This is a genomic window from Olsenella sp. An293, from assembly GCF_002159495.1.
In the GTDB taxonomy this organism is placed as follows: Bacteria; Actinomycetota; Coriobacteriia; order Coriobacteriales; family Atopobiaceae; genus Thermophilibacter.
Genome location: NZ_NFIT01000008.1, coordinates 1 through 26,191 on the forward strand (window position 1 = coordinate 1; position 26,191 = coordinate 26,191).

20 protein-coding genes are annotated in these 26,191 nt (G+C 67.2%); 5 read left to right on the forward strand and 15 right to left on the reverse strand.

Features of this window, described 5'->3' with window-relative positions; all coding sequences use genetic code 11:
* The first annotated feature begins 305 nt into the window (after positions 1-305).
* On the forward strand, positions 306-1,094 hold the full coding sequence (locus B5F85_RS10780; protein ID WP_204204665.1) for an HNH endonuclease: 789 nt from the start codon (positions 306-308) through the stop codon (positions 1,092-1,094).
* A 133-nt stretch (positions 1,095-1,227) separates the two neighbouring features.
* Here the strand turns inward: B5F85_RS10780 and B5F85_RS06320 are convergent, their stop codons facing one another.
* From B5F85_RS06320 to B5F85_RS06360, 8 genes are all read right to left on the reverse strand, one after another.
* Positions 1,228-2,628, reverse strand: coding sequence for a hypothetical protein (locus tag B5F85_RS06320; protein ID WP_239386739.1), 1,401 nt, complete (start codon positions 2,626-2,628; stop codon positions 1,228-1,230).
* Positions 2,629-2,691: 63 nt separating this feature from the next.
* Positions 2,692-4,122, reverse strand: a complete 1,431-nt coding sequence (locus tag B5F85_RS06325; RefSeq protein ID WP_087315503.1) for a sodium:alanine symporter family protein — start codon at positions 4,120-4,122, stop codon at positions 2,692-2,694.
* Positions 4,123-5,004: 882 nt separating this feature from the next.
* A complete protein-coding gene (locus tag B5F85_RS06335) occupies positions 5,005-5,379 on the reverse strand; it encodes an Abi family protein (protein WP_087315507.1) in 375 nt (124 codons plus the stop codon).
* A gap of 212 nt (positions 5,380-5,591) precedes the next feature.
* Entirely contained in the window at positions 5,592-8,363 is a 2,772-nt protein-coding gene (gene xdh / locus B5F85_RS06340) for a selenium-dependent xanthine dehydrogenase (protein ID WP_087315509.1), read from the reverse strand.
* A gap of 11 nt (positions 8,364-8,374) precedes the next feature.
* Positions 8,375-8,587 carry a 4Fe-4S binding protein gene (locus tag B5F85_RS06345; RefSeq protein WP_087315682.1) on the reverse strand — a complete coding sequence of 71 codons (213 nt, stop codon included), beginning with the start codon at positions 8,585-8,587 and terminating at the stop codon, positions 8,375-8,377.
* 102 nt (positions 8,588-8,689) lie between these two features.
* A complete protein-coding gene (gene ygfK / locus B5F85_RS06350; protein ID WP_087315511.1) occupies positions 8,690-11,686 on the reverse strand; it encodes a putative selenate reductase subunit YgfK in 2,997 nt (998 codons plus the stop codon).
* 143 nt (positions 11,687-11,829) lie between these two features.
* The gene (ssnA, locus tag B5F85_RS06355; RefSeq protein ID WP_087315513.1) at positions 11,830-13,173 is read right to left on the reverse strand and encodes a putative aminohydrolase SsnA; all 1,344 of its coding nucleotides are present in this window, start codon (positions 13,171-13,173) and stop codon (positions 11,830-11,832) included.
* Between the two features lie 100 nt (positions 13,174-13,273).
* Positions 13,274-14,674, reverse strand: coding sequence for a solute carrier family 23 protein (locus tag B5F85_RS06360; RefSeq protein ID WP_087315515.1), 1,401 nt, complete (start codon positions 14,672-14,674; stop codon positions 13,274-13,276).
* Positions 14,675-14,967: 293 nt separating this feature from the next.
* Between B5F85_RS06360 and B5F85_RS06365 the strand changes: the two genes are divergently transcribed.
* Positions 14,968-15,618 carry a helix-turn-helix transcriptional regulator gene (locus B5F85_RS06365; protein WP_087315517.1) on the forward strand — a complete coding sequence of 217 codons (651 nt, stop codon included), beginning with the start codon at positions 14,968-14,970 and terminating at the stop codon, positions 15,616-15,618.
* 36 nt (positions 15,619-15,654) lie between these two features.
* On the opposite strand, the gene B5F85_RS06370 is transcribed toward B5F85_RS06365, so the two are convergent.
* The 7 genes from B5F85_RS06370 to B5F85_RS06400 form a co-directional block, all read right to left on the reverse strand.
* Positions 15,655-16,074 carry a PIN domain-containing protein gene (locus B5F85_RS06370; protein WP_087315519.1) on the reverse strand — a complete coding sequence of 140 codons (420 nt, stop codon included), beginning with the start codon at positions 16,072-16,074 and terminating at the stop codon, positions 15,655-15,657.
* Positions 16,067-16,357 carry a hypothetical protein gene (locus B5F85_RS06375; RefSeq protein WP_087315521.1) on the reverse strand — a complete coding sequence of 97 codons (291 nt, stop codon included), beginning with the start codon at positions 16,355-16,357 and terminating at the stop codon, positions 16,067-16,069. The genes B5F85_RS06370 and B5F85_RS06375 overlap by 8 nt, the downstream gene beginning before the upstream one ends.
* Before the next feature lie 245 nt (positions 16,358-16,602).
* Positions 16,603-17,547: a YitT family protein gene (locus B5F85_RS06380; RefSeq protein WP_239386741.1), complete on the reverse strand. Its 945-nt coding sequence runs from the start codon at positions 17,545-17,547 to the stop codon at positions 16,603-16,605.
* 207 nt (positions 17,548-17,754) lie between these two features.
* Complete coding sequence (gene gatB / locus B5F85_RS06385) at positions 17,755-19,263, reverse strand: Asp-tRNA(Asn)/Glu-tRNA(Gln) amidotransferase subunit GatB (RefSeq protein WP_087315523.1); 1,509 nt, start codon at positions 19,261-19,263, stop codon at positions 17,755-17,757.
* Positions 19,260-20,762, reverse strand: a complete 1,503-nt coding sequence (gatA, locus tag B5F85_RS06390; RefSeq protein WP_087315525.1) for an Asp-tRNA(Asn)/Glu-tRNA(Gln) amidotransferase subunit GatA — start codon at positions 20,760-20,762, stop codon at positions 19,260-19,262. Before gatA ends, gatB begins: the two co-directional genes overlap by 4 nt.
* Positions 20,762-21,079: an Asp-tRNA(Asn)/Glu-tRNA(Gln) amidotransferase subunit GatC gene (locus tag B5F85_RS06395; protein ID WP_087315527.1), complete on the reverse strand. Its 318-nt coding sequence runs from the start codon at positions 21,077-21,079 to the stop codon at positions 20,762-20,764. The genes gatA and B5F85_RS06395 overlap by 1 nt, the downstream gene beginning before the upstream one ends.
* Before the next feature lie 568 nt (positions 21,080-21,647).
* Positions 21,648-22,610, reverse strand: a complete 963-nt coding sequence (locus tag B5F85_RS06400) for a bile acid:sodium symporter family protein (RefSeq protein ID WP_239386743.1) — start codon at positions 22,608-22,610, stop codon at positions 21,648-21,650.
* A gap of 250 nt (positions 22,611-22,860) precedes the next feature.
* Here B5F85_RS06400 and sufC point away from each other — a divergent pair, with 250 nt between their 5' ends.
* The 3 genes from sufC to B5F85_RS06415 are packed head-to-tail and all read left to right on the forward strand — an operon-like array spanning position 22,861 to position 26,191.
* Entirely contained in the window at positions 22,861-23,667 is an 807-nt protein-coding gene (sufC, locus tag B5F85_RS06405; protein ID WP_087315531.1) for a Fe-S cluster assembly ATPase SufC, read from the forward strand.
* A complete protein-coding gene (gene sufB / locus B5F85_RS06410; protein WP_087315533.1) occupies positions 23,664-25,085 on the forward strand; it encodes a Fe-S cluster assembly protein SufB in 1,422 nt (473 codons plus the stop codon). The genes sufC and sufB overlap by 4 nt, the downstream gene beginning before the upstream one ends.
* Positions 25,085-26,191: a SufD family Fe-S cluster assembly protein gene (locus tag B5F85_RS06415; RefSeq protein ID WP_158094569.1), complete on the forward strand. Its 1,107-nt coding sequence runs from the start codon at positions 25,085-25,087 to the stop codon at positions 26,189-26,191. Before sufB ends, B5F85_RS06415 begins: the two co-directional genes overlap by 1 nt.

A 26,191-nucleotide genomic window follows, 5' to 3' on the forward strand; every position in this document is an offset into this window, starting at 1 on the left:
GACGAGGTGGTGCATGGCCTGGGCGGCGCGCACGTCCTCGAAGGGCTCGGCGCAGAGCTCGAGGGTGCGGTTCGCCGCGCCCTGCTGCGTCGAGGAGCCCACGATGGGGTCTCGCCCGTGGCGATGGTGAGGCTGCGCCAGCTGCCCGCCCGCATTATCGTCCGGTCGGCGTTGAGCGCACCGCGCTCGTGCCCGAGCGAGAGTATCAGAGCAGACCCTCGACGCATTGGCGCTTGCCCGAGCCTTCGAAACAGCAACAAAAACGAAGACACCTGGTAGCCTGGACGCAGACGGAAGGAGGCGCCATGCCACGCAGGAACTGGACGCGCCGGGAGACCCTCATGGCGCTCGCCTTCTATCTGTGCCCTCCCCTGCCCCGCAAGAACTGGGACGACAACGATGCGGAAGTTCGGCTCCTCGCCGAGAGAATCGGGCGCTCGGAGTCCGCCGTCTGCCTCAAGATCGGTAACCTCAAGGCGTGCGATCCCAATCGCTCAGGTAACGGCTTTGCCCATGCTGCGGCGATGGACGCCCAAGTCATGGCCGAGTACCTCGCCGAACCTGACGAGGCAATGTCCGAGGCGATGTGGGAGCTCGAGCAGACCGGAATCCAGATCTCCTACGACGGAAGAATCGAGGCGCCGAGTCCTTCTCGCCCCAATCGACCGCAGCAGCTTGGGCTGGAACGCGTCGAGCAGGTTCGCACGCGCGTCAACCAGAACTACTTCCGCAGCGTGCTACTTTCCAACTATGACGGCACCTGCTGTATCACGGGCATCGACATTCCTGCCCTGCTCACGGCGAGCCACATCAAGCCGTGGTCGGCGGCAACGCCGAGCGAGCGCCTCATGTCGTCGAACGGCCTTTTGCTAAACGCGCTGCACGACCGCGGCTTCGACCGCGGCCTCATCACGCTCGATGACCGCTACCGCGTCGTAGTCTCCTCGCGCGCGCCGCACACGCCCACCAACGACCAGTGGCTCTACGCCTTCGACGGGAGGAAAATCGCCCTACCGGGCAAAGACAAGTCAACCTGGCCGAGCCTCGACTTCATCCACTACCACAACGACTGCGTCTTCGAGCAGTGCGCTTAGCCGAGCCATTAATCACTACCGACACTCAAAGTCCTATAGGCCACTCCTCATCGAGCGCGGCCATTGCCTCCTTGACGGTGTGATGGAGACCAAAGAGGCTCCTGCTTTCGCGGCAATTGACTCGATACGCCACCTACATTCGCACGAGAAGCGTGGGCGCGTCAGCAAACAGCTCAGGCTCGCTGTACTGAAAGCCGTTCGCCAGCGTCTCCGTGCGCATCGCAATCACCTCGTAGGGAGGAGCGCTGTCGACGTCCTCGGCGGCGGGGTTCTTCTCGACCCGATAGAGCGTGGGCGCAAGGCCGCCCGGCGTGACGCCCAGCTCCGCAAGGCCCGTCTGCGGGTCCTGGTTGTCATACGCCAGCCTGATGTTAAACCAACCTTTGTCCCGCACGCTTTCCGGCAGACGCGCAAAGAGGTCTGGGGCCACCGCTAGGCTATAGGCCTCAAAGGCCCCCGGTGCGAACTCGCGCTCGTCAAAGCGCTCGAGGCTCCCACTCTCCTGGAGTTCCTCCAGCGAGACGGGACTCTCCACGGTCTCCAGCTCCACATCACCCGTGCGCAGACGCACGCCGCACTCATCGGAGGTGACGTAAACGCCCTTGCCCACGGGGAACCACTCCACGATGAGCCAGCTGCCAATGTCATCGGCACCCGTATCACTATCGTCAAAGGGACTGAGCTCGCCGAGCTTGCCGTTCTCCGCGTCGCTGAGAACGGCGGCGTCGGTGTCTTCGGGCACCCCATCGCGACACCCGCCCTGGTAGACGACCACCCGCGTCTCCGTGTCCCCGTCCGTCAGAGGAAGCAGCGCGCGGCACGCCCCCTCGATGGGCGCCACCCACGCGGGCGTCTCGGGAACGTCTGTCGGGAAGCCGTCCGCATAGTCCGCGTCCGCACCGGAGAGCTCGATCTTAACGTACGGCACACCCAGGCTGACGCGCGAGGCCTCCTGCTCGAAAAAGCTGTCGTCGCCCGTGTAGCGCGCGTAGAAGAACGAGGCGCTCTGCTCCACGGTCGTCTCGACCTCGCCGTTCTTCTCGCCAGCTGGATCCTCCGGCCAGTAGTACGTCGAGATGCACCCCTCAAAGAAGCCGTCCTCCTCAAGCGGGACGCCGTTCACAGTCACGGATGCAACGTCGCAGCCCGCGTCCCCCAGGCGCTCGCAGCAACCCTCGAGCTCCTCGCGGAAGCGCTGCTCGTAGGCTGCCGTGACCTCGTCCTGCTGCCGGTTGTCGCCAACGACGCCGTCCTCAAAGTCCACGAGCACCGTCTGACCGTCGCTCATGGTGCAGAACGCCCGACCGGACGACTGGTAGCCAAACAGGGCGTACGACCGGTCCTCCCAGACGTCGACCACGTGGGCGTTGTCACCGTACTTCTCGGCGTAATACCGCTCCGCCTGCCTGGCAACGCCCTCTTCGTCGAACTCCCCCAGGTTGCCGCAACCCACAAGGGCAAGAACGGTCACCATGGCGAGAAGAACGAGCGGGGCGAGCCTGCGGCGCAAAATCGGAGCGGTGGCATACGTCATGGGGAACCTCCCGCGCGAGGGGGATTGTGGCCCCATTGTCGCAGAACGAACGCCAGGGGCCCGCTACTTGTCCCTGAACGACAGCATCCCGCTGTAGTCCGCGTCCCGCGGGCGCCGGAGGTCGGGGTCGCGGAAGAAGTCCGCGGCAAGCCGGCTGATCACGGGCGAGAGCGCGATCAGCGCGATGAGGTTGGGGATCGCCATGAGGCCGTTGAAGCAGTCGGCGAACTCCCAGACCACGTCGAGGTTGGTCACGCAGCCCGCGAACACCATGGCGACATAGGCAACCTGGTAGACGCGCACGGCGGCGCGCTGGGCGCGGCTCTTGCGGAAAAGGTACTCCACGCACTTCTCGCCGTAGTAGTACCACGCGATGAGCGTGGCAAACGCAAAGAGCATGAGGCCCACAGTCACGATGTACTGACCGCCGGGGATGCTCTGCCCAAAGGCCGCCGAGCTCATGGCGCCCTCGGACATCATGGGGTCGGCGTGCCACAGCCCCGAGGTGATGATCACGAGACCCGTGATCGTGCACATGACGATGGTGTCGAAGAACACCTCGAAGGTGCCCCACAGGCCCTGACGGGCGGGGTGGTCGGTGTCGGCAGAGGCATGCGCGATGGGCGCCGAGCCCATGCCCGCCTCGTGCGTGAACACGCCGCGCGACATGCCCACGCGGCACGCGTACATGACCGTGGCGCCCAAAAAGCCGCCCGTGGCGGCCGTGCCGGTGAAGGCGTCGCGGAAGATCTGGGCGATCGCGGCGGGGATCTCGCCGGCGTTGACCACGAGCACCGCCGCGGCGCCGAGCAGGTAGAAGATGGCCGCGAAGGGCACGAGCTTCTCGGTGATCTGCGCGATGCGGGTGATGCCGCCGATGAGCACCAGACCCGCGAGCAGCGCCACCACGGCGCCGATGACGGGCAGCGGCACCCCGAAGGTGGCGTTCACGCTGCCGGCAAGCGAGTTGGCCTGCACGCTCGCCCCGATGCCGAACGACGCGAGGAAGCCGAAAGCGGCGAACAGCATCGCGAGCCAGCCAAGCCCCAGGCCGCGCGAGATGTAGTACATGGGGCCGCCCACGATCTCGCCGCGCTCGTTGCGCGTGCGGTATGCCACCGACAGCGTGACCTCGCAGAACTTGATGACCATGCCCGCAAGCGCGGAGAGCCACAGCCAGAAGATCGCGCCCGGGCCGCCCGTTGCCACCGCGAGCGCCACGCCCACGATGTTGCCGGTGCCGAGCGTCGCCGCGAGCGCGGTGCACACCGCCTGGAAGGGCGAGATGGTGCCCTCCCCCGCCTCGGACGGGTCGGCGCGCCGGAAGAGCGTCTTGGTGGTGTAGCGCATGACCACGTTGAAGCGCGTGAACACGACGCCGCGGGTGACGAAGAGCAAAAACACGCCGGTCCCGAGCATCAGCACGACCATGGGGGCGCCCCACAGCACGTTGTCGTTCAGGGCGGTGATGGCGGACATGAAGAAGTCAAACATGGAGGGCCTCTCGACGGGGCACGGGCAGTTTCAGCTACATAAAGGGCAACTTTGCCCTACCTGTGTTTCCGTAGCGTGACGGGAGCGTTGATTGATGGGCAGCGCTTGAAGCGCCGCGTTCTTCTCGGCTGCAAGATTATTCTCCGCAGAATAATTCTCAGCAGAATAATCTTGGCCTCCGCGCCGATAGGCGTTTTACCGCCACTGGCGGTAAAGATTTGGCGGTAATAACAAGCAAGCGGTCGAGCAAAAGACGGAGGTTCTGAGACGTCTTCCCAGTTGGTCACTGCAGAACACCCGAGATTTGCACAAACTCCTGGTCAAGGTTTGCCAAATGACGCTTCCAAATCGGGCATTCATGCCATCCCTCAACGAACCCCATTCGTCTCAGCTCATCGTCATTCAGATTCTTCAATAGACTGAAGAGCCTCTCACGCCAGGAAGTCTCCGGAGCAATCCTATCGAGCAGGTAGCTCAATATGGTCAGAATGCCAAACATGTTGTCCGACCGTACCTTGAACGGCTCGTGCCACTCAGGGTCCTTCTCCGCTGCAGGAATAATCGGCCTGGTACCAATGCCCCTGTTCCAGAGGCGGCCATGATGTGCACAGATGTTTCGCACGGTGTTGATGGCAACAAGCCAGGACTTTAGAACCCGAGACGAGACGCCCAAATCACCGGACAGCTTGTTTCTGATTGCCGGTGAGGCCCCGTTATAGAGACGAAGCATCGTGCCAAAGTCCATTATATTCACGAGAATCCAATACGGAGGGAGGCTGTGAACATCGCCGTACTGCTCTCTGAAGTGAACAGCAAAAGGCTCGCGAGATCGTTCGAACTCGCTCTCACATCGCTCAAGAAACTCCTCGTAATCCTCCTTCGTTAGACGGGGAAGGTTCTTGGAATCCAGAAAGCCAAACGGCCCTGTTGCCCCGGCAAGTTCATACGCGAGTTGCGTGCGAAAAAAACCTCAATGCGCTCAATGGCATCGAGCACAACGAGCCTAAACTGACGATCGAAGACGTAGAGCTTCCACACCTGCTCGAAGGTCGTTCCCTCGACAAACCGCTCGTCCTTCTCACCATCCTCATCGGAAACAGGCTTGCGCTTGAAGTTGTACCAGTATCCGCTCAGTCGGTAATACCCAATATCAGCAAGATGAGCGATAAGACAGTCACGGTCAGCGATGAGCCCTCGCTCATTAATCAGCAGGTCAGCCTGCCTCTCAAAGGTGAGCCAAGGCTTTGAATACTCCATCGCACCCCCGCATCGAGATAAAAGAAGACCCGCCAGTGTGCATCGTTGAGAGGCCAGACGGGTTTACTGATTTCATCCTACCACAGCATGAAAGAACCTATACGCGGGCGAGAAAAGCGAGGGCCCGCCGGGCATGGCAAACCGACGGGCCCTTAGCAAGGGATGTGCGACGAGGCGGAGCTTCCTGGTCGCGGGGTATGTCAGTCGCGCCCCTAGTCGCGCGCGTAGTACGAGTGTCGCAGCGGGAGCTCGCACTGCAGCTCGCCGGTGAGCGCGCGGTAGGCATTCTGCACCGCGGGCGCCGTCGGGATCGTGGCGATCTCTCCGATGCCCTTGCCGCCGTACGCCACGTCCAAGAGCTCGTCCTTCTCGACGTAGATCGCGTGGATGTCCGGGATGTCCGTCGCCCTGAAGAGGCCCAGCGTGCCGAACTTCACCTGCGGCACGCAGTCCTCGAGGTCAAAGCGCTCGGTCAGCGCGTAGCCCATGCCCATGAGCACGCCGCCCTCGATCTGGCCCTGGATGGCGATGGGGTTCACGACCTTGCCGGAGTCGTGCGCGGCGTGGACCTCGGTCACGCGCCCGTCGTCGTCCAGGATCACCACGTGCGTGGCGTAGCCGTAGGCCACGTGGCTCTTGGGGTTGGGGACGTCCGCGCCGAGCTTGTCGGTCTTCTCGAGGTACTCGTAGGAGAACTCGCGGCCCTCGAGCGCGGCCAGCGCCGCCACCGGGTCGCTCGCGTGGTAGCCCGCGCCCGGCCCCACGTAGGGCGTGCCGTCGGCGTACTCCACCACGAAGCCGTCGCCGTGCGCGACCACCGGCTCGGAGCCGGTCTCCGTACCCTCCTCCACCGCGAGCATGGCGTCGCGCAGCAGGAACGCGGCGCCGCGCACGGCCTCGCCGGTGATGAGCGTCTGGCGCGAGCCGGAGGTGGTGCCGGAGTCGGGCGCGTTCTCGGTGGAGCACTCGCCGTTGGCGATGTGCGACAGGGGCAGCCCCGTGGCCTCGGCCACGTCCTGCAGGAAGACCGTGTTGCAGCCCTGGCCGATGTCGGAGGTGGCGGAGTAGACCACCGCGCGGCCGTCCTCCACGCGGATCTTGCAGCGGCCCGCGTCGGGCAGGCCCACGCCCACGCCGGAGTTCTTCATCGCGCACGCGATGCCGGCGTGGCCGGGATGCGCCTCGTAGACGTCCTTGACCGCGAGCAGGGTCTCCTTGAGGGCCGTGGAGCGGTCGGCGATCTGGCCGTTGGGCAGGACCTTGCCGGGCTCGATGGCGTTGCGGTACCGGATCTCCCACGGGGAGATGCCCACCTCGTCGGCGAGAAGGTCGATGAGGCTCTCCAGCGCGAACTCGCTCTGGCAGACGCCGAAGCCGCGGAACGCGCCGGCCGGCGGGTTGTTGGTGTACCAGCCAAAGCCGCGAATGTCCGTGTTCTGGTAGCAGTACGGGCCCACGGAGTGCGTGCAGGCGCGCTCGAGGACCGGGCCGCACAGCGACGCGTAGGCTCCGGTGTCGAAGTTGATCTCGCAGTCCAGGCCCACGAAGGTGCCGTCCTCGTCGCAGCCGAGGGTGAAGGTGCCCTCCATGTAGTGGCGCTTGGGGTGGAAGTTGATGGACTCCTGGCGCGTGAGGCGCACCTTGACCGGCCGGTTCACGGCGAGCGCGGCGAGCGCGGCCAGGTGCTGCACGGAGACGTCCTCCTTGCCGCCAAAGCCGCCGCCCACGAGCATGGTCTCCACGACCACCTTCTCGGGCGTGGCGTCCCAGCCCAGCATGTGGGCGATCTCCTTGCGGGAGTCGTAGGCGCCCTGGTCCGACGAGCACACCTTGACGCCGCCCTTGTACGGGAAGGCGACGGCGCACTCGGGCTCGAGGAACGCGTGCTCGGTGAACGGGGTCTTGAAGGTGCGCGTCACCTTGTGCGCGGCGCCCGCGAGCGCGGCGGCCGCGTCTCCGCGGACCACGTGGCGCTGCTGGCAGATGTTGTTCTCGGGCGTGACCCAGTTGCCGAAGGCGAGATAGGGCTTGTGGAGGACGGGCGAGCCCTCCGCACGGGCCTCCTCGATCGAGCGCACCGGCTCGAGCACCTCGTACTCAACCTTGACGGCCTTCTTGGCCTTCTCGAGCGTGGCGGCGTCCTCGGCCACCACGAGCGCGATGGCGTCGCCCACGCAGTGGGTGATGTCGCCCTCGGCGGTCATGACGTCCCAGTCGTAGAGCAGGTGTCCGACCGCGTTCACGGGCACGTCGGCGGCCGTGAGCACGGCCAGGACGCCCGGCATGGCGCGGGCCTTCTCGGCGTCGATCTTGACCACGCGGGCGCGCGGGTACTTGGAGCGGACGGCGCTCGCGTAGGTGAGGTCGGGGAAGTCGCGCTCGTCGATGTCGTCGGGGTACTTGCCGTACCCGAGGACCTTGCGGCGCACGTCAACGCGGAAGGCGCGCTTGCCCACGCCGTAGTCATCGCCGCGCTCGAGCTCCGGGTCGATCTGGGCGTCGCCCCGCAGGATCGCGGCGGCGAGCAAGATCCCCTCGATGATCTTCTTGTAGCCGGTGCAGCGGCAGACGTTGCCGCGGATGGCCGCCTTGACCTGGTCCTCGGTGGGGTCGGGCACCTTGTGGACGAGGGCCGCGCCCGCCATGACCATGCCGGGGATGCAGAATCCGCACTGGACGGCGCCCACGGCGCCGAAGGCGTAGACGAAGGCCTCCTGCTCCTCGTGGGGCAGGCCCTCCACGGTCACGATGTCGCGCCCGTTGGCCAGGCGCGTGGTGAGGACGCACGCCTTGGTGGCGCGGTCGTCCACGAGCACGGTGCAGGTGCCGCACGCGCCCTCGGAGCAGCCGTCCTTGACGGAGGTGAGCTTGAGGTCATCGCGCAGGTAGCGCAAAAGCGGCTTGTCGCAGGTGACGACCTGCTCCTCGCCGTTGACGGTGAAGCGGTACTCGGCGGGTGCCTTGACGGCGGTTCCAGCAGCCATGGTCTCCTCCCCTACTGGGCCGGGGCGTAGATGCCCAGTGTGTCGTGGATGACGCCCTTGCGGCACTTGGTCGCGCACATGCCGCAGGCGATGCAGAGGCTGTAGTCGATGCGGGCCCGCTTGTCCTCGACGTGCATGGCGCCCGCGGGACACGCGCGCTCGCAGAGGCGGCACCCTATGCAGCCCTCGTCGGCGACCCAGATGCGCCTGGTCTCGTCGTCCATGTCTCTCCCCTCGTCGGTCAAAACGGGACGGGCCCCTTTTGACCCCTCGTCGCGTGCGAGGCCCGCGGGCGAGAAGAACCTCGGCCCGCGGGTCGCACGAAGTTACTTGGCCAGCAGGTAGGCGTAGTCGTCGCAGACCGCGCAGATGGTGAGGCGCACGTCCTCGGGCAGGCCGCACGCGGCGTCGCGCACGTCATAGGTGCCCTCGCCGCCGGCGAGGCGCACGCGGACGCGTCCGTCCGACAGCGGCAGGAAGCCGCGGTTCTCGCTCGCGTCCATGTCCTCGGCGCTCCAGAAGAGCGTGAGCTTGTCCTTGTAGGGACGGCCGCTCCACGGGCAGAAGACGGCGCAGTTGCCGCACTCGTTGCACATGCCGTCCACGTGGACGACCTGCTGCTGGGCGAGGCCCGGGACCTTGATCGCCACGTTGGCGCGGTTGGGGCAGACGTCGCAGCAGACCTCGCAGACGGTGGCGCAGCCCAGGCAGCGGCTCGTGCGGTCGGCGGCCACGTCGACGCAGACGTCGCCCTTGCGCGCCATGATGGCGTCGAGCTTGTCGGCGCGGACGTTCTTCTCCTCAAAGGCCTCGAAGGTAGCGCCGACCATGGCGCGCGCCACGGCCTGCGCGTCGGCGATGGCCTCGACGAAGGTGGCCGGCCCGCGGCGGCAGTCGCCGGCGGCCCAGACGTGGTCCACGCCGGTGGCGGTGCCGGCCGGACGGCCGCGACGGTCGAGCTCCACGCCCGCGCCCTCGTAGAGGCCGCGCTCGATCTGCTCGCCCACCGCGCAGATCACGGCGGTGGCGGGCACCTTCACGGTCTCGCCGGTGCCCTCGGGGCGACGGCGGCCGGACTCGTCGGGCTCGCCGAGGCGCATGACCTCGCAGGCCAGCACGTCATCGGTCACGCCGAGCGGGGCGAGAAGCTCGCAGAGCTCCACGCCCTCCTCGAGGGCCAGCTGCAGCTCCTCCTCGTCCGCCGGCATCTCCTTCTTGGTGCGGCGGTAGACGATGCGCACGTTCTGCACGCCGACGGCGCGCTTGGCCACGCGCGCGGCGTCCATGGCGGTGTTGCCGGCGCCCACGATCACGACGTCGGTGCCCAGCGCCATGGGCTCGCCGGCCTTGGCGGTCTCGAGGAACTCGAGGACGTCTATCTCCTCGCCGGCCTTGAGGCCCACCTTGCCGGGCGCCCACGCGCCGGTGGCCACCACGACGTCGGTGAAGCCCTCGTCAAGCAGCGCCTGCACGCTCGTGACCTCGCGATCGAGCACGACCTTGGCGCCAAAGGCGAGGCAGAGCTCGACGTCGCGGTCGATGTCGTCGTGGGAGATGCGGAACTCGGGGATGATGTGGCGCGCGACGCCGCCGAGGGCGCTCGTGCGCTCGAAGATCGTGACCTCGGCGCCCGCGCGCGTGAGGAAGAACGCCGTGGCGAGGCCGGCCGGGCCGCCGCCGATGACGGCGACGCTCTTGCCCGCGGCGCCCGGGACTGGCGCCACCGGGGTGGCCTTGAGCTCGCGCAGGACCTCGTCGAAGCCGCCGCGGGCGGCGTCGAGCTTGTGGTCACGGATGCGCGCGCCCTCGGGCTCGTAGAAGGCGCGCTCGCACTTGGCGCCGCAGGGGTGCGGGCAGAGGTTGCCGGTGATGTGCGGCAGCGCGTTCTTCTCGACGATGATGCGCAGGGCCTCCGCGAACTTGCCCTCGTCGACGCGGGAGAGGTAGGCCGGGATGTCCTGGCTGATGGGGCAGCCGGTGCGGCAGGGCGCCGTGAAGCAGCTCATGAGTGGCAGCTCAGCGTCGATCTTGTGCGGCTTGGCCGGCTTGATGGGCTTCTGGTAGTCCTTGCCGGAGGCAACGCGGGCGGCGAGCTCGGTCACGGCGTCCACGTCAACGACCTCGGCGCGCTTCTCGCCGGCGAGAAGACCGGCGATCTGGAAGAAGCGCTCGTAGCCGCCGGGCTTGAGGACGTTGGTCGCCATGGTGATCGGCCAGATGCCGGCCGCGTAGAGCGCGCGGATGTTGCGTGCGTCGGCACCTCCCGAGTAGGAGATGCGCAGGCGGCCGTCGAACTGCTGGGCGATGCGGCGCGCGAGCTCGATCGTGAGCGGGAAGAGCGAGCGGCCCGACATGTACATCTCCTCGGAGGGCAGCTCGCCGCGGGTCACGTCCACCGGGAAGGTGTTGGTGAGCTTGACGCCAAAGGCGAGGCCCTTCTCGGCGCAGAGCTTGATGAGGCGCTCGAACATGGGCACGGCGTCGGCCCACTGCAGGTCCTCGCGGAAGTGCGTGTCGTCGAAGACGATGTAGTCAAAGCCGAGCTCGTTGAGGCGCTCGCGGGCGAAGTCATAGCCCAAGAGCGTCGGGTTGCACTTGATGTAGGTGTTCACGCCCTTCTCGGTGATGAGGTAGGTGGCGATGCGCTCGATCTCGTCGGGCGGGCAGCCGTGGAGCGTGGACTCGGTGACGGAGTTGGAGACCTGCGGGGAGACGGAGTTCACGAAGTCCGCGTCGACGTTGTCGAAGCGGTCGAGGTTGGCGAGCGCCCAGTCGCGGCACTCGGCCCAGACGTCGCTCCCGGAGGCGTCCTTCATGCCCTCGATGTAGGCGTCGACCTTGGGGCTCTGGATGCCCTCGAGGCTGTAGCCCACGGACATGTTGAAAACGAAGCCGTCCGGGTCGCCGAGGCCGTACTCGCGGGCGATGAGCTTGCACGCCCACCAGGCCTTGACGTACTCGGCGAAGGCGTCGGGCACCGTGAGCTCGGTGGACCACTCGCAGTTGTAGCACTCGTCCTCGGCCACGATGCAGGGCTTGTTCACGCAGGCGGAGAGCTCCTCGCCGTCCATGATCTGAACGGTCTTGAGCTCGAAGAAGCGCGAGCCCGCCACGTAGGAGGCCACGATGTTCTGCGCGAGCTGGGTGTTGGGGCCGGCCGCCGGGCCAAAGGGGGTCTCGATCTTCTCGGCAAAGATCGGCTCGGCGCCGCCCTCGTGGACGTAGGCCTTGCGCACGCCGAAGATGCTTGCCTGGGTGTCGTGCTCGGTCAGAATCCAGTCCATGACCTGCGCAAACGGAATCGGCCTCATGACGTCGCTCATTGTTGCTCCTCTCCGATGAGGCGAGGGGACGGTCCCCTTGCCTCATGTGGTCCGCCGGCGAGACCGCGCGCCGGCGAAAGGTGACGATCGGCCCCGCGGAGGCCGAGTGGGGCCGAGCGCCCCTCGCGCCCGGCCAACGGTTCCTAGTACGTGCGCTCGTTGAGCGTGCCCCAGAGCTTCTTGCTCTGCTCGAGGGTCCAGGCGTTGATGCGCTCCTCGTCAAAGGCCACGAACTCGCGGTCCTTGTAGAGCACCTTGCCGTTGACGATCGTGGTGCGGCAGTTCTTGCCCATCATGCCAAAGAGCATGTGGCCGTCGATGTTCTCGTCCGAGAAGGGCGTGAAGACCGGGTAGTCCATCACGATGACGTCGGCCGCGGCGCCCGGCTTGAGGACGCCGACCTCGCGCCCGAAGTAGGCGCTCGCCATCGCGGGGTTGTTCTGGAAGAGCATCGTCATGGCCTCGACCCAGCCCACGTTGGGCATGGCCGCGTTGTGGCGCTGGATGATGAGGAAGACCTTGAGACTCTCGAGCATGTCGTGCGTGTAGGCGTCGGTGCCCATGTGCACGGGGATGCCGCGGCGGAAGAACTCGAGCACCGGCGCGCAGCCCACGGCGTTGCCCATGTTGGACTCGGGGTTGTTGACGATGTGGGTGCCGGTCTCCTTGATGATGTCCATCTCGGCGGGCGTGACGTGGATGCAGTGGCCGAGCATCGTGCGCGGGCCGAGAAGGTCGTGCTGCAGCAGGCGCTCGATCGGCGAGATGCCGCCGCGGTTGAGACGGGAGTCCCAGACGTCGTTCATGCCCTCGCAGACGTGGATGTGGAAGCCCGTGAGGCCGCCATTGGCCTCGGCCATCTTGTCCATCGTCTCGTCGGAGAGCGTGAAGGTGGCGTGCCCGCCGAACATCGCGGCGATCATGCCGGAGTCCTGCTTGGCGGCCCACTGCGCGAACTCGGCGTTCTCGGCGATGGCCTGGTCGCGCTTCTCGTCGCCGCGACGGTCGGAGGTCTCGTAGCACAGGCACGCGCGGATGCCCGTCTCCTCGCAGACGTCCTTGATGGCAAACAGGGAGCCCGGGATCTCGCAGAAGCTCGCGTGGTGGTCGAAGATCGTGGTCACGCCGTCGCGCAGGCTGTCCAGCACGGTGGCGTAGGCACTCGCGCGGGTGCCGTCGAGCGTGAGGTTGTCGTCGATCTTCCACCACTGCTGCTCGAGGTTCTCGAGGAAGTTGGTGGGGTTGCAGCCCTTGATGGACAGGCCGCGGGCCAGGCCGGAGTAGATGTGGGTGTGGCAGTTCACCAGGCCCGGCATGATGACGCCGCCGTGGGCGTCCACGACCTCGGCGCCCGGGTACTTCTCGGCGAGCTCGGAAGCGGGGCCGACCTCGGCGATCTTCTCGCCATCGATGGCGACGGCGCCATCCTCGAGGTAGGCGTTGCCGGCATCGCGCGTGATGACGCGACCGTTGGTGACGAGCAGCATGGCTCCTCCTTCTATCTGGCGAGAAGAACGCTCTTCTCGGCACGTTGCGTGTGGTCGGGCGCCGGGGCTCGGGCGGGGGCGGGGCGCCCCCGCGCCCTCGTCACTCCTTGCTGGCGGGCATGACCTTGGCGACGGCCTGCTCCTTGGTCGCCGCGGTGCGGATCTCGTGCGGCGGGTCGACGGGCAGGATGAGGTTGAGCAGGATCGCCATGAGGGCGGCCGGGGTGATGGCGTTGGAGCCGATGACGGTGGTCACCCAGGAGGGCATGCCGGGGCCGGCGAGGCACCCGGTCGCCATCCAGATGCCCAGGCCAAACACGACAGAGGTGCCCACGATGGTCGTGGTGCGCGGCGTGAGGCCGTCCTTGGTGAACATGCGGACGCCGTTCATGGTGATGGTGCCGAACACGCCCACGGTGGCGCCGCCGATGACGGGCTGCGGGATGGCCGTGAGCAGAGCAGAGAGCTGCGGGAGCAGGCCGGCGGCGGCAAAGACCACCGCCACGATCACGAAGACCCACCTGTTGACGACCTTGTTGGAGCAGATGATGCCCACGTTCTGGCCGAGCGCGGAGGTGGGCAGGCCGCCGATGAAGGCGGAGACGAGCGACGTGCAGCCCTGGGAGACGATGGCGCCCGAGAGCTCGCGCTCGGTGGGCATGCGGTCCATGGAGCCCAGGCACGCGGCCGAGACGTCGCCGATGACCTGGATGGCGACCATCGGGTAGACCACGGCGAGCGTGATGCAGACCTCGGGGTGGAACTCGATCGCGTAGGGCATGATCTTGGGGAAGGCGAAGACGCCGGCGGAGCCCACGGCGGAGAAGTCGAGCATGCCGAAGGGCGCGGACACGATGATGCCGGCGATCATGCCGAAGAAGACGCTGCCGAGCTTGAGCGTGCCCTTGGCGAAGTTGTTGAGGCCAAAGACCACGGCAAACGTGACGAGGGCGACGGCCCAGGCCTGCGGGGTGCCCCAGAGCGCGGTGCCCTCGCCGCCCGCCATGTACTTGATGGCCGTCGGGTAGAGCGAGACGCCGATGGTGAAGATCACCGTGCCCGTGACCACCGGCGGGAAGAACTGCTTGAGCTTGCCGTAGAAGACGCCAAACAGGATGGCCGCGACGCCGCCCACGATCTCGCCGCCGAGCAGCGACCCAAAGGAGAACGTGGCCCCCATGGCCTGCAGCGCCGGCAGGAACGCGAACGAGACTCCCATGACGATGGGCAGGTTTCCGCCGATGCGGCGGAAGGGCGCGAACGCCTGCAGGGCCGTGTCGATGGCCGAAAGGATCAGCGCGACCTGGATGATGTCGGTGCGCTGCTGCGTCGTGAAGTCAAACGTCGCGGCGATGAGGATCGCCGGGGTGATGATGCCGGCGAACGACGCCAGCACGTGCTGAAGCGCACAGGGGATCATGTCGCCGATGGGCGGCATCCCCTCACGCTGGAACAGGTAGTCATGCGCCTCCTTGACCTCTGCGGTCTGCGTTTTCGCCATAATCGTCCTCTCCACGATGCTGACTCTGTTTCGATAGTATTGCGTGGGGTGGCTAACAATTTGTCTGCTTTGATGAAAATCTGTTAGACGGTAGGTTGCGGGGCGTGAGCGGTCGGGTTATGGCGAGCGGGCCAAGATTTTTCCGTTATTTACGACGGGATATAACGCGACGTCAGGGGCGGTTTTGCGCGATCGTACGGCGGGACCCGCACCGTTTGTGTGCCTAACAAAAAGTAAGAACGCGCAGCAAATCCGTTACCATGTTTCAAGCACAACGCTTTCGAGGAGGCCCCATGACCGAGGAGCAGCTCGACTTCTACAAGAGGCTCGCCCACGCCCTCGCCCTGCAGTTTGGCAGCGGCTGCGAGGTCGTCGTGCACGACCTCGAGACCAAAGACCCCAGCCACTCCATCGTGGCTATCGAGAACGGCCACGTCACCGGCCGCAAGCTCGGCGACGGCCCGAGCCACGTGGTGCTCGAGGCGCTGCACGCCGGCGACGCCAAGCTCGAGGACCGTCTCGCCTACCTCACCAAGACGGCGGACGGCAAGATCCTCAAGTCCTCGACCGTCTTCATCCGAGACGAGCACGGGCGCGCCGTGGGTATCTTCGCGCTCAACTACGACATCACGCTGCTGCGCGCCATGGGCGACACCATCGCCGAGGTCGTGGGCACAGGTCCCAGCGCGCCGCGCGAGCCCGAGCCCATCGTCCGCAGCGTCGCCGACCTTCTCGACGACCTCATCGAGCAGAGCGTGGAGCTCGTGGGGACCCCCGTTGCGCTCATGACCAAGGAGGAGAAGGTCAGCGCGATCCGCTACCTCAACGACACGGGGGCGTTTCTCATCACGAAGTCCGGGCCCAAGGTCTGCAAGTACTTCGGCATCTCCAAGTACACGCTCTACAGCTACCTCGACGAGGCCAAGAACGGGCCGAAGGAGTAGCGGGCCGGCGGGCGCTTTCGAGGCGCCCGCGGGACGCTACCCGAGCAAGGCACAGTACGCGCGGGAATCCATGCTGGGGACGTGCGACCCGCGGTAGGCGGACGCGTCGCGCGTGACGATTGCTTCCGCGCCCAGAAGCTCCGCAGTCGCACGGACGATGCCGTCCTCGAGGTCCGGCTCGTCCGATGCGAAGGCCCCATCTAGGACGGGACCCGTCAGCTCCGCCACCTCCATCAGCGCGCGGAAGTCGTCCAGCCGCGTCCGCACGAGCGCCTCGTCATGATAGTGGCGGCACAGGATGTAGTAGGCGTCCTTGATGCCGGCGGCAAGTATCACGGGCGTCTTGTCCTCCGAGGAGAGCAGCGCCTCAAGCAGGTCAACGGCATCGCGGTGCCTCTCGCGCGTCGCGCTGAGGTAGTCGAGGATGATGTTGGTGTCGAGCACGACCCTAGCCAAAGCGCCTCATCCTCTCCTCGTCGAGCAGCTCGCGGTCGCTCTTGTCCGCCGCCCAGGCCGGCTCATGCAAGACATTCTGCTCGATGGAGGCCGTAAGCGAATGAAAGCGCTCGAGCCGCGCGCGACGGCTGGCCGCCTCGGGATCAGCCGGGTGGATGGTGACCCAAGGCTTGTTGTTCTTGAGCACCACAAGCGTCGACCCCAGCTCATTGACCTGCGCGGTCAGCTCGCTGAATCGGTTCTTCGCCTCGCGGACGCCCACCGCGTCGAGCGTCGTTGACATCTCGCCCTCCTTTAACTATAGCCACAGTATAACAGATTGTGGCTACAGTCAGAGGAGTCGCGGGCTGAGCTCCTTCTCGCCAGCGCGCCCTTCTCGCACTACTTTTGTACGACCACTGAAGTCGCACATATTCTCTTAGACTAGTTTCATAGTGTAATACTGTGGCGTCACACCTCATGGTCGTACAAAAGTCGGGAAACGCCGGGGGCGGTGGCGGGGGCGGTGCCCCGCGCCCTTCTCGCCCCCTAGTTGACGCCGCGGAAGCCGCGCCCGATGATCTCGGAGCTGCTGGTGATGGTGATGAAGGCGCCCGGGTCGGTGGCGCGCACAAAGAGGCGCAGCTTCATGGCCTCGCGACGCGACAGCACGCTCGTGAGGATGACGACGCGCTTGCCGGAGTAGGCGCCCCAGCCAAACTGCAGCGTGGCGGTGCGGCCGAGCTTCTTGACGATGAACTCCTCCACGTCGCGTGGGTGGTCGCAGATGACCTGGCAGACCTTGCGCTGGCGGATGGACTCGATGAAGCCGTCGACCACGAAGGTCTTGCCGATGAGCGCGAGCACGCAGTAGAGGCCCACGCGCGCGCCAAAGATCCCGATCGCGGCCACCACGACGGCCACGTCCACGGCGAAGAGTGCCTTGCCGATCTCGATGTCGGTGTGCTTGCGCAAGATCATGGCCAGGATGTCCGTGCCGCCGGTTGACGCGCCGATGTCAAAGACGATGGCCGAGCCAACGGCCGGCAGCAGCACGGCAAAGCAGACGTCGAGCCAGAGGTCTCCGGTGATCGAGCTCGTGACCGGGAACAGCCACTCGAAAAGCGACGTGTAGCCAGAGAGCGCAAACGACGCGAAGGCGCTCCACAGCACCGCCTTGCGGTCCAGGAAGATAAGGCCCAGGAGCACGAGCACGGCGTTCATGATCCACATGTAGACCGAGACGGGCAGGGCCGGGATCGCCGCGTTGAACAGGATCGCAAAGCCCGTGGTGCCGCCGAAGGCCAGGTGGTTGGGCGTCTTGAAGAGCACGAGCGCCACCGCCGTGAGGATGAGGCCCACGTTGAGCAGACCAAAGAACTGCGGGAAGCTGTAGGCCATGCGCTTCTTTGAGAGCCGCTCGGCGCGTTGCGCCTCGTCCTCGCTCACGACCTCCGAGACCGGCTCGACCGCCGTCTCGATCTGCTCGTCCACCACGCGCTCCCTTCGGGAATCAGACAACACCTCGAGCACGGCAGTCTAGCAGGTTTGCGACGGCCCGGACCCCAGAACGTGATCCCGGCCTCGCGACGAACGAGAGGCGAGAAGGGCCTGCCCCCGCAAGGTCCGCCTCGAGTTCTTGCCACGCCCTTTGCGGCAAGCTGTCCGAGCGCCGGATCTTGTGGGGGCAAGCCCTTCTCGCTACCCCTCGAGCCTCTCGGCGAGCATCTTGTTGAAGGCCTTGGGGTTGCCGGAGCCCTTGGCCGCCTTCATGCACTGGCCCACGAGGAAGCCGAGCACCTTCTTGTTGCCATCGCGGTACTGCTGGACCTGGTCGGTGCAGCGGCCGAGCACCTCGTCGACGATCGCGCCGAGCGCGCCCTCGTCCGTGGACTGGCGCATGCCGCGGGCGTCCACGTAGGCGACCGCGTCCTCGTCCGTGCCGTTGATCGCGTCGAGCACCTCGCGCGCCTGGGCGAACGTGAGCGCGTCCTCGGCGAGAAGGCCGGCGACGCCGCGGACCTGCCCCACGGTGAGGGCGTCGTAGCTCGGCGCGAGGTTGACCATGACGTTGGCCAGCGTGGGCACGTTCTTCTCGCCCACGCCCTCGAGGGCCTCCTCGAAGAAGGCGGCCACCTTGGGGTCGCCGGCGAGCTGGGCGGCGTCGGCGCGCTTGAGGCCGTAGTCGGCGACGTAGCGGTCGCGCTTGGCATCGGGCAGCTCGGGGATGCGAGCGCGGCAGCGGTCGATGAACTCGTCGGTGAGGTCGAAGGGCGCGAGGTCCGGGTCCGGGAAGAGGCGGTAGTCGTCCGCGGTCTCCTTGACGCGCATGACCACGGTGCGGCGGCGCGAGGGCTCCCAGTGGCGCGTCTCCTGGTAGACGATGCCGCCCTCCTCGAGGACCTCGGCCTGGCGGCAGATCTCGTACTCGAGCGCGTCGTGCAGGCTCTTGAACGAGTTGATGTTCTTCATCTCGGTCTTGGTGCCAAACTCCGTGGTGCCGCGACGACGCAGCGAGATGTTGCCGTCGCAGCGCATCGAGCCGCTCTCGAGCGAGCAGTCGGAGATGCCGAGCGTGAGGAAGGTCTGGCGCAGCTTCTCCATGAAGAGGCGCGCCTCCTCGGGCGTGCGCAGGTCGGGCTCGGTGACGAGCTCGATGAGCGGGGTGCCGCAGCGGTTGTAGTCGATGAGAGACTCGGTCGCCGCGGTGATGCGGCCCTCCTCGCCGCCCACGTGCACCATCTTGGCGGCGTCCTCCTCCATGTGGATGCGCAGGATCCGGATGGGCGCGACGTAGCCGCCGTCGGCGTCCTTCTCCACGGTGGCGTCCGGGCGCTCCTTGGCGCCGGCGCCGGAGACCTCGAGGTCCAGGTGGCCGTGCATGCAGAAGGCCACGGGGCCCTGCGTGGTCTGGAAGTTCTTGGCCATGTCCGGGTAGAAGTAGTGCTTCCGGTAGAACATGGAGTGGCGCATGATCTCGCAGTTGGTGGCCAGACCCGCCATGACGATCGACTCGATGGCCTTCTCGTTGGGGACGGGCAGGGCGCCCGGCATGCCCAGGCACACGGGGCAGACGTTGGTGTTGGGCGGGTCGTCGTGGGAGAGGCGGCAGTTGCAGAACATCTTGGTCTCGAGCGTGGTGAGCTCGGTGTGGACCTCGAGGCCGATCACGGCCTCCCAGTCCCTGAGGACCTCGGCGAGCTTCTTCATGCGAGCTCACCCCCCTTCCCCACAAAGCCGGGCGCGACGGGGGCCCCGCCGTCGGCCGAGTTGGACCGCTCGATCGCGCGCGCAAAGGTGAGCAGCCGCGCGTCGGCGAAGGCCGGGCCCTGCAGCTGAGCCGACACGGGCAGACCGGTCGCCGCGCCCAGGCCCAGCGGCACCGAGACACCGCCGTTGCCGGCGATGTTGTTGGAGATCGTGAACATGTCCGACGCGTACATCTGCGTGGGGTCGGAGAGCTCGCCGAACTTGAACGCGGTGCGCGGCGCGGTCGGCATGAGGATGACGTCGCACTTCTCGTACGCGCGGGCGTAGTCGGCCGTGATGAGCGTGCGGACCTGCTGCGCCGGGTAGTAGTACGTGTCGTAGACGCCGCTCGAGAGCAGATAGGCGCCCAGCATCTGGCGGCGCTTGGCCTCCTCGCCAAAGCCGTGCGCGCGGGAGAGCGAGGTCTGCTCGGCAAGGGTGGCCTGGCCGGGCTCCTGGTAGCCGTAGCGGACGCCGTCGAAGCGCGCGAGGTTGGAGAAGGCCTCGCACGGCGCGATCACGTAGTAGGCCGCGATCGCCGAGGCGATGTTGGGCAGCTCCACCTCGACGAGCTCGGCGCCCTGGTCGGCGAGTGCGCGGCCCGCGGCGGTGACGGCGTCGCGGACCTCGTCGGTGAGGCCTGCCGCCTCCATGAGCGCGGGCACGACGCCCACGCGGCGACCCTCAATGGAGTCATCGAGGTGCGCGAGGAAGTCCGTGGCGACGGGTTGACTCGTGGAGTCCCACGGGTCGCGCCCGCCGGCGGTGAGCGCGTTCATGGCCAGGGCCACGTCCTCGACGCGCCGGCCGAAGGGGCCGACCTGGTCGAGCGAGGAGCCAAAGGCCACGACGCCGTAGCGGCTAACCGCGCCGTAGGTGGGCTTGAGGCCCACGACGCCGCACAGGGACGCCGGCTGGCGGATCGACCCGCCGGTGTCGGAGCCCAGGGAGATCGTGACCTCGCCGGCGGCGACGGCCGCGGCAGAGCCGCCCGAGGAGCCGCCGGGGACGCGCTCGGTGTCCCACGGGTTGGCGGTGGGATGGAAGGCCGAGGACTCCGTCGAGGAGCCAAAGGCAAACTCGTCCATGTTGGTCTTGCCCACGGGCGTGGCGCCGGCGTCGAGCATGCGCTGGACGCAGGTGGCCGTGAACGTGGACTCGTAGTTCTCGAGCATGCGCGAGGCGCAGGTGGTGCGAGTGCCCACGAGGTGCATGTTGTCCTTGAAGGCAACGGGCACGCCGGCGAGGGGTCCCAGCTTCTCTCCGGCGGCGCGGGCGCGGTCGGTGGCCTCGGCCGCGGCGAGCGCGAGGTCGGCGGAGACCTGCAGGAACGCCTTGACCTCAGGCTCGCGGGCCTCAATGGCATCGAGCGCGGCGCGGGCGACCTCGACGGCGGTGAAGTCGCCGGCCGCGACGCCCGCGGCGATCTGGCTCGCGGAGAGCTGGTCGAAGTTCGCCATTAGCGGTCACCCCCCTGGTCGCCGAGGATGGACGGGACGCGGAAGCTGCGGTCGCGGGACGCGCCGGCGTTCGAGAGCGCCACGTCAACGGGCAGGTGACGCACCGCGTCGTCCGGCACGTCCTCCCCCATCACGTTGGAGAGGTCCCCGATGGGGTGGAACGTGGGCTCCACGCCCTCGAGGTCGTACTGGCGGATGGGATCGAGCAGCGCCACGGCGTCGTTCATGTAGACGGTCATCTCGTCGAGCTCGGCGTCCGTGAGGGCGATCCGCGCGTAGTCCGCGATGCCCGCGACGTCTTCTCTGGTAAGGGGCATGGGTCCTCCTATCTTGGCTGCGGCCTATTCTACGCCAGGGGCTGGCGGCGTGCGGAACCCTGTCGCAACATCGCAACCTTACGAAAGCGAAAGCCGGCGGTAAGGCACGTCGATGGCCCCGCGCGGTGTGCGCGACGAGAATGCAGGGCAAGGTAACGAGGATTAGGGAGGTTGCCGTGAAGAAGATCATCTTCATCGCCGTCGTGGCGATCGCCGCGCTCGCCGTCATCCTGGACGACGGGCGGCCGCGCCGCCGCTGGACCCGCGGCTAGGGCGCCGTGGCGCGCCGGCACGGCTGCGTGCCTGCAAAACAGGTCTTCGATCCATATTTTTTGCTCGGCCAAAACAAAATGCCGCTTCGATCCATGACTTTTTGGCGCTCGGGGGCGTCGCAAAGCGACCGCCCACGACGTTTGCCCAGTTGACGGAAAGCCCGCCGCCACCCAGAACCCCGTTGCGCCCCATTTTTACATGGATCGAAGGCGGGTTTTGTTTTCTGAGGGGCGGCGTTATGGACCGAAGCTCGATTCTGCAGCAAGGTCGCGGGGCGACGGCGGGCGCGGGCGCCTCACGCCTCGCGCGGCGTGTCCTCGCGGCCCATCCGGCGCAGCGCCGAGCCAAACCCCGCCGCCAGCACCTGCTGAAAGAGCGTCCCGATGACCACGGGAAACATCACCTCGCCGGGGAAGTACTCCCCCGCGATCACGGCGCCCGCCGAGATGTTGCGCATGCCCACGAGATAGGTCATGGATGCGATCTGCGGGCGGGGAAGGCGCAGCGCCCGGGCAGCCACGAGGCCGAGCGCGTACCCGCACGCCGCGAAGGCGCAGATGAAGGCCGCCACGCACACGAGCTGGGGCGTGAGCGAGCGCACGTAGGGCGCCACGCCCGTGGCGTTGCAGAGGATCACCAGCACGAGCGCGATCTTGGCCGCCGGCGCGATGACCGGCGAGAGCTCGCGAGCCGCACGGCCGCGCGTGACGTCGTTGAGAGCCGTTCCCGCAAGCGCCGGCAGCGCGATGGAGACGACCATCTCCCCCATCATGCGCGCGGCGTCCACCTCGACGACCTGCCCGAGCATCAGGTGCAACGTGAGCGGAATGGTGACGGGCGAGGCCACCGTGGAGACGAGGATCGTCGCCAGCGTGAGCGCCGGGTCGCCGCCGAGCATGTTGGTCCACATGGCCGAGATCACGGCGACGGGCACGCTGTACTCGAGCACGATGCCGCAGACCAGGTTGGGGCTCTCACCGAAGAGCATCGTGCCGAGCGCGCACGCCGCGACCGGCATGACAATTGCCGTCAGGGCAAGGGCCACGGCCATCGGGGCCGGCCTGCGCACCACCCGCGTGAGGTTTCCCAAGGTGTTGGAGAGCGAGCTCTGAAACGTCATGAACGCAAACAGCGCCGTCACGGCGGGCTTGAGGACGCAGAGCTGGTCCGGGAAGAGCACGCCCAGCACCACGCACGCCGGCGAGACAAACGCCATGCGGCTCCCGATGAAGCCGCCGAGCCGCTTCCACGCCTCCATGCCGCGAGGGACCTCCCGCCGTTGTCGCCAGCCAACCTGCGTCATGGTACTTCTCACCCGACGCGGCGCGCCCGCCCGTAACGCACCCGCAAACGAGCGCGCCTGAAAATGCCTCCAAGCTAGTAGGATTTGTTGCGGAGCGTCGGTTTTTCTCGCCCGGCCCTTGCCTTTAATTCCCCACTCATTAGTATGAATTAGGCTAGCGAATCAAGCGCGGACCCGCCGCGGCCCGCGAGGAGAAAGGCGGACCATGGCATCCCAGCTACTCAACGTGAGCGCCCTCTCGGCGGGCACCGAGGACAAGCCCATCCTGCACAGCGTCGACCTTGCCGTGGGCGCGGGAGAGTGCCACGTCCTCATGGGCCCCAACGGCGCGGGCAAGTCCACGCTCGGGCACGTCATCATGGGCGACCCCGCCTATCGCGTGACCGGGGGCCGCATCGAGTTCGACGGCGCGGACGTGACCGAGCTCTCCGCCGACAAGCGCTCGCTCGCCGGCATCTTCCTCTCCTACCAGGCCCCCGTCGAGGTGCCCGGCGTGCCGCTCTACAGCTTCCTGCGCACCATCTGCCAGAAGCGCCCCGAGCTCAAGACCACCGCGCGCAAGTTCCGCACCCGCGTGGGAGAGATCGCCGACCAGCTCGAGCTCGACCAGAGCTTCCTCATGCGCGAGCTCAACGTGGGCTTCTCCGGCGGCGAGAAGAAGAAGATCGAGATGCTGCAGCTGCTGCTGCTCCAGCCCAAGCTCGCCATCCTCGACGAGACCGACTCGGGCCTGGACGTGGACGCGCTGGGCATCGTCTCCCGCGGCATCCAGGCCTATCGCGAGCAGGTGAGCGGCGCGCTCATCGTGATCACGCACAACACGCGCATCCTCGAGCGCCTCGAGGTCGACCGCACGCACGTCATGGTCAAGGGCCGCATGGTCGCCGAGGGCCCGGCCGAGCTCATCGCCCAGATCGACGCCAACGGCTTCGAGCGCTTCGAGCGCGGGGACGAGCAGGGCGAGGCGTGCGCCGAGTGTCCGGGCTGCCCCAAGGCCGGTGATGCCGAGTGAGCGATCAGCGCCGTCGCACGCAGGTCGCCGACGTCAACCGCTCCCTCTACGACTTCACCAAGTCCGAGGAGGGCTACGAGCGCTACGACGACGGCCTGACGCCCGAGATCGTCCGCGCGATCTCCGAGAAGAAGGACGAGCCCGCCTGGATGCTCGAGATGCGCCTGCGCGCGCTCGACCTCTATCACGCGCGCCCGATGGCGCCCAACTGGGGCCCGAGCATCGCGGGCCTCGACCTGGACCACATCTCCACGTACGTCTCGCCCAAGACCAAGCAGGCCAAGAGCTGGGACGACGTGCCCGCCGACATCAAGGACACCTTCGAGCGCCTGGGCATCCCCGAGGCCGAGCGCGAGAGCCTCGCCGGCGTGGGCGCCCAGTACGACTCCGAGATCGTCTACCACAACATGCGCGACGACGTGGCCAAGCAGGGCGTCGTCTACACCACCATCGAGGACGCGCTGCACGACCCCCAGTGGGAGCCCGTCGTGCACGAGTACTTCGGCACGCTGATCCCGCCCACCGACCACAAGTTCGCGGCGCTGCACTACGCCGTGTGGTCGGGCGGCTCGTTTGTCTACGTGCCCGCGGGCGTGACGCTGCCCTACCCGCTGCAGAGCTACTTCCGCCTCAACGCCGCCGGCGCGGGCCAGTTCGAGCACACGCTCATCATCGTTGAGCCGGGCGCCGACCTGCACTTCATCGAGGGGTGCTCCGCGCCCAAGTACTACGAGGCCAACCTCCACGCCGGCGCGGTGGAGCTCTTCGTGAAGGACGGCGCGCGCCTGCGCTACTCCACGATCGAGAACTGGTCCAAGAACATGTACAACCTCAACACCAAGCGCGCCACCATCGGGGCCGACGCCAAGATGGAGTGGGTCTCCGGATCCTTTGGCAGCCACGTGAGCTACCTCTACCCCACCACCATCATGGCGGGCGACCGCGGCAGCTGCGAGTTCACCGGCATCACGTTCGCCGGCGCCACGCAGGACCTCGACACCGGCTGCAAGGTCATCATGAACGGCGCGGACACCACCGCCTCCGTCTCCACCAAGTCCATCTCCAAGGACGGCGGCGTCAACACGTTCCGCAGCTCCGTGGTCATCGGCCGCCATGCCGACCGCGCGCGCTGCTCGGTGAGCTGCCAGAGCCTCATGCTCGACGACATCAGCCGCTCCGACACCATCCCCGCGATGGACGTGCGCAACGCCACCGCGCAGGTGGGCCACGAGGCCACGATCGGCCGCATCTCCGACGACACGGTCCTCTACCTCATGAGCCGCGGCTGCTCGGAGGCCGAGGCGCGCACGCTCGTGGTCAACGGCTTTGCCAACCCCGTCTCCAAGGAGCTCCCGATGGAGTACGCCGTGGAGATGAACAACCTCATCAAGCTCGAGATGGAAGGGGCGATCGGATGATGGCCGAGAAGAACGGCGCGCCCGCGGCGGCCGCTGACGCCACGACGCCCGAGGTCACGCTCGAGCGCGTCAACGTGGCCCCCGCGCAGACCTGGAACCGCCTGCGCACGAACGACATCACGCTCACCGTGCCCGCACGCGGGCGCGCCGGTGACGTGTATTTCTCGCTGCCGCGCCTCTTCGAGGGCGTGGAGTGCGGGATGGGCCGGGCCGTGACCGAGTGGGCGGAGTCCCAGGCCGCCGGCGCCCGCTACGTGGAGATCCCGCGCGGCGAGCGCCGCGCGGAGCCGGTCGTGGTCGCCGTGGGCACGGACGAGGTCGCCGACACCGGCGTCATGGTCCGCGAGGGCGCCGAGGTCACCATCGTCGTGGCCGCAGGGGCCGACGCAGGGGCCGAGAAGGACGGCGAGGCCGGCACCTCCGCGTCACTGCTGCGCGTGATCGCCGAGGCCGGCGCGCGCGTGCACCTCTACGAGTACGTGCTCGTGGGCGCGGGGCAGCAGCATCTCGAGAGCGTGGGCATCACCGCCGGGCGCGACGCGCGCGTCGACGTGCACCAGCGCCTGCTCGGGGGCGACACCGTCGCTCTGGGACTGGCCTGCGACCTGGCGGACGCCCGGGCGCGGATCGACCTCGACTGCCGCTATCACGCCGGCGGCTCCGAGGTGCTCGACATCAACGAGATCGTGCGCCAGCGCGGCCGTAACACCCGCTCCGAGCTCTCCTACTCCGGCGTCCTCGAGGACGCCGCCCGAAAGGGCCTTCGCACCACGATCGACCTCGTCCACGGCGCCAAGGGCGCGCAGGGCAACGAGGCCGAGACCGTGCTCGTGCTGGGCGACGACGTGGTCAACAAGACGCTGCCCACGATTCTGTGCGACGAGGACGACGTCGCCGGCAACCACGGCGCCACCATCGGCTCGGTGAGCCCCGAGCAGCTGACCTACCTCGCCGACCGCGGACTCTCCCGCGAGGATGCCGAGCAGCTCTTCGTGCGCGCCCTCTACGAGGAGGCCCTCATGAACGCCCCCTGCCCCGAGGCCCGTCTGTTAATTGGGGACAGCCCCCAATTAACAGAAACTTTTGATGAGGTCGAGGAGGCGTGA

What these genes read in the sequence shown, in the direction of transcription:
- B5F85_RS10780 (WP_204204665.1), top strand. Translation starts at nt 306, where the DNA reads ATGCCACGCAGGAACTGGACGCGCCGGGAGACCCTCATGGCGCTCGCC.
- B5F85_RS06320 (WP_239386739.1), bottom strand. Translation starts at nt 2,628, where the DNA reads ATGACGTATGCCACCGCTCCGATTTTGCGCCGCAGGCTCGCCCCGCTC.
- B5F85_RS06325 (WP_087315503.1), bottom strand. Translation starts at nt 4,122, where the DNA reads ATGTTTGACTTCTTCATGTCCGCCATCACCGCCCTGAACGACAACGTG.
- B5F85_RS06335 (WP_087315507.1), bottom strand. Translation starts at nt 5,379, where the DNA reads ATGGAGTATTCAAAGCCTTGGCTCACCTTTGAGAGGCAGGCTGACCTG.
- xdh (WP_087315509.1), bottom strand. Translation starts at nt 8,363, where the DNA reads ATGGCTGCTGGAACCGCCGTCAAGGCACCCGCCGAGTACCGCTTCACC.
- B5F85_RS06345 (WP_087315682.1), bottom strand. Translation starts at nt 8,587, where the DNA reads ATGGACGACGAGACCAGGCGCATCTGGGTCGCCGACGAGGGCTGCATA.
- ygfK (WP_087315511.1), bottom strand. Translation starts at nt 11,686, where the DNA reads ATGAGCGACGTCATGAGGCCGATTCCGTTTGCGCAGGTCATGGACTGG.
- ssnA (WP_087315513.1), bottom strand. Translation starts at nt 13,173, where the DNA reads ATGCTGCTCGTCACCAACGGTCGCGTCATCACGCGCGATGCCGGCAAC.
- B5F85_RS06360 (WP_087315515.1), bottom strand. Translation starts at nt 14,674, where the DNA reads ATGGCGAAAACGCAGACCGCAGAGGTCAAGGAGGCGCATGACTACCTG.
- B5F85_RS06365 (WP_087315517.1), top strand. Translation starts at nt 14,968, where the DNA reads ATGACCGAGGAGCAGCTCGACTTCTACAAGAGGCTCGCCCACGCCCTC.
- B5F85_RS06375 (WP_087315521.1), bottom strand. Translation starts at nt 16,357, where the DNA reads ATGTCAACGACGCTCGACGCGGTGGGCGTCCGCGAGGCGAAGAACCGA.
- gatB (WP_087315523.1), bottom strand. Translation starts at nt 19,263, where the DNA reads ATGAAGAAGCTCGCCGAGGTCCTCAGGGACTGGGAGGCCGTGATCGGC.
- gatA (WP_087315525.1), bottom strand. Translation starts at nt 20,762, where the DNA reads ATGGCGAACTTCGACCAGCTCTCCGCGAGCCAGATCGCCGCGGGCGTC.
- B5F85_RS06395 (WP_087315527.1), bottom strand. Translation starts at nt 21,079, where the DNA reads ATGCCCCTTACCAGAGAAGACGTCGCGGGCATCGCGGACTACGCGCGG.
- B5F85_RS06400 (WP_239386743.1), bottom strand. Translation starts at nt 22,610, where the DNA reads ATGGAGGCGTGGAAGCGGCTCGGCGGCTTCATCGGGAGCCGCATGGCG.
- sufC (WP_087315531.1), top strand. Translation starts at nt 22,861, where the DNA reads ATGGCATCCCAGCTACTCAACGTGAGCGCCCTCTCGGCGGGCACCGAG.
- B5F85_RS06415 (WP_158094569.1), top strand. Translation starts at nt 25,085, where the DNA reads ATGGCCGAGAAGAACGGCGCGCCCGCGGCGGCCGCTGACGCCACGACG.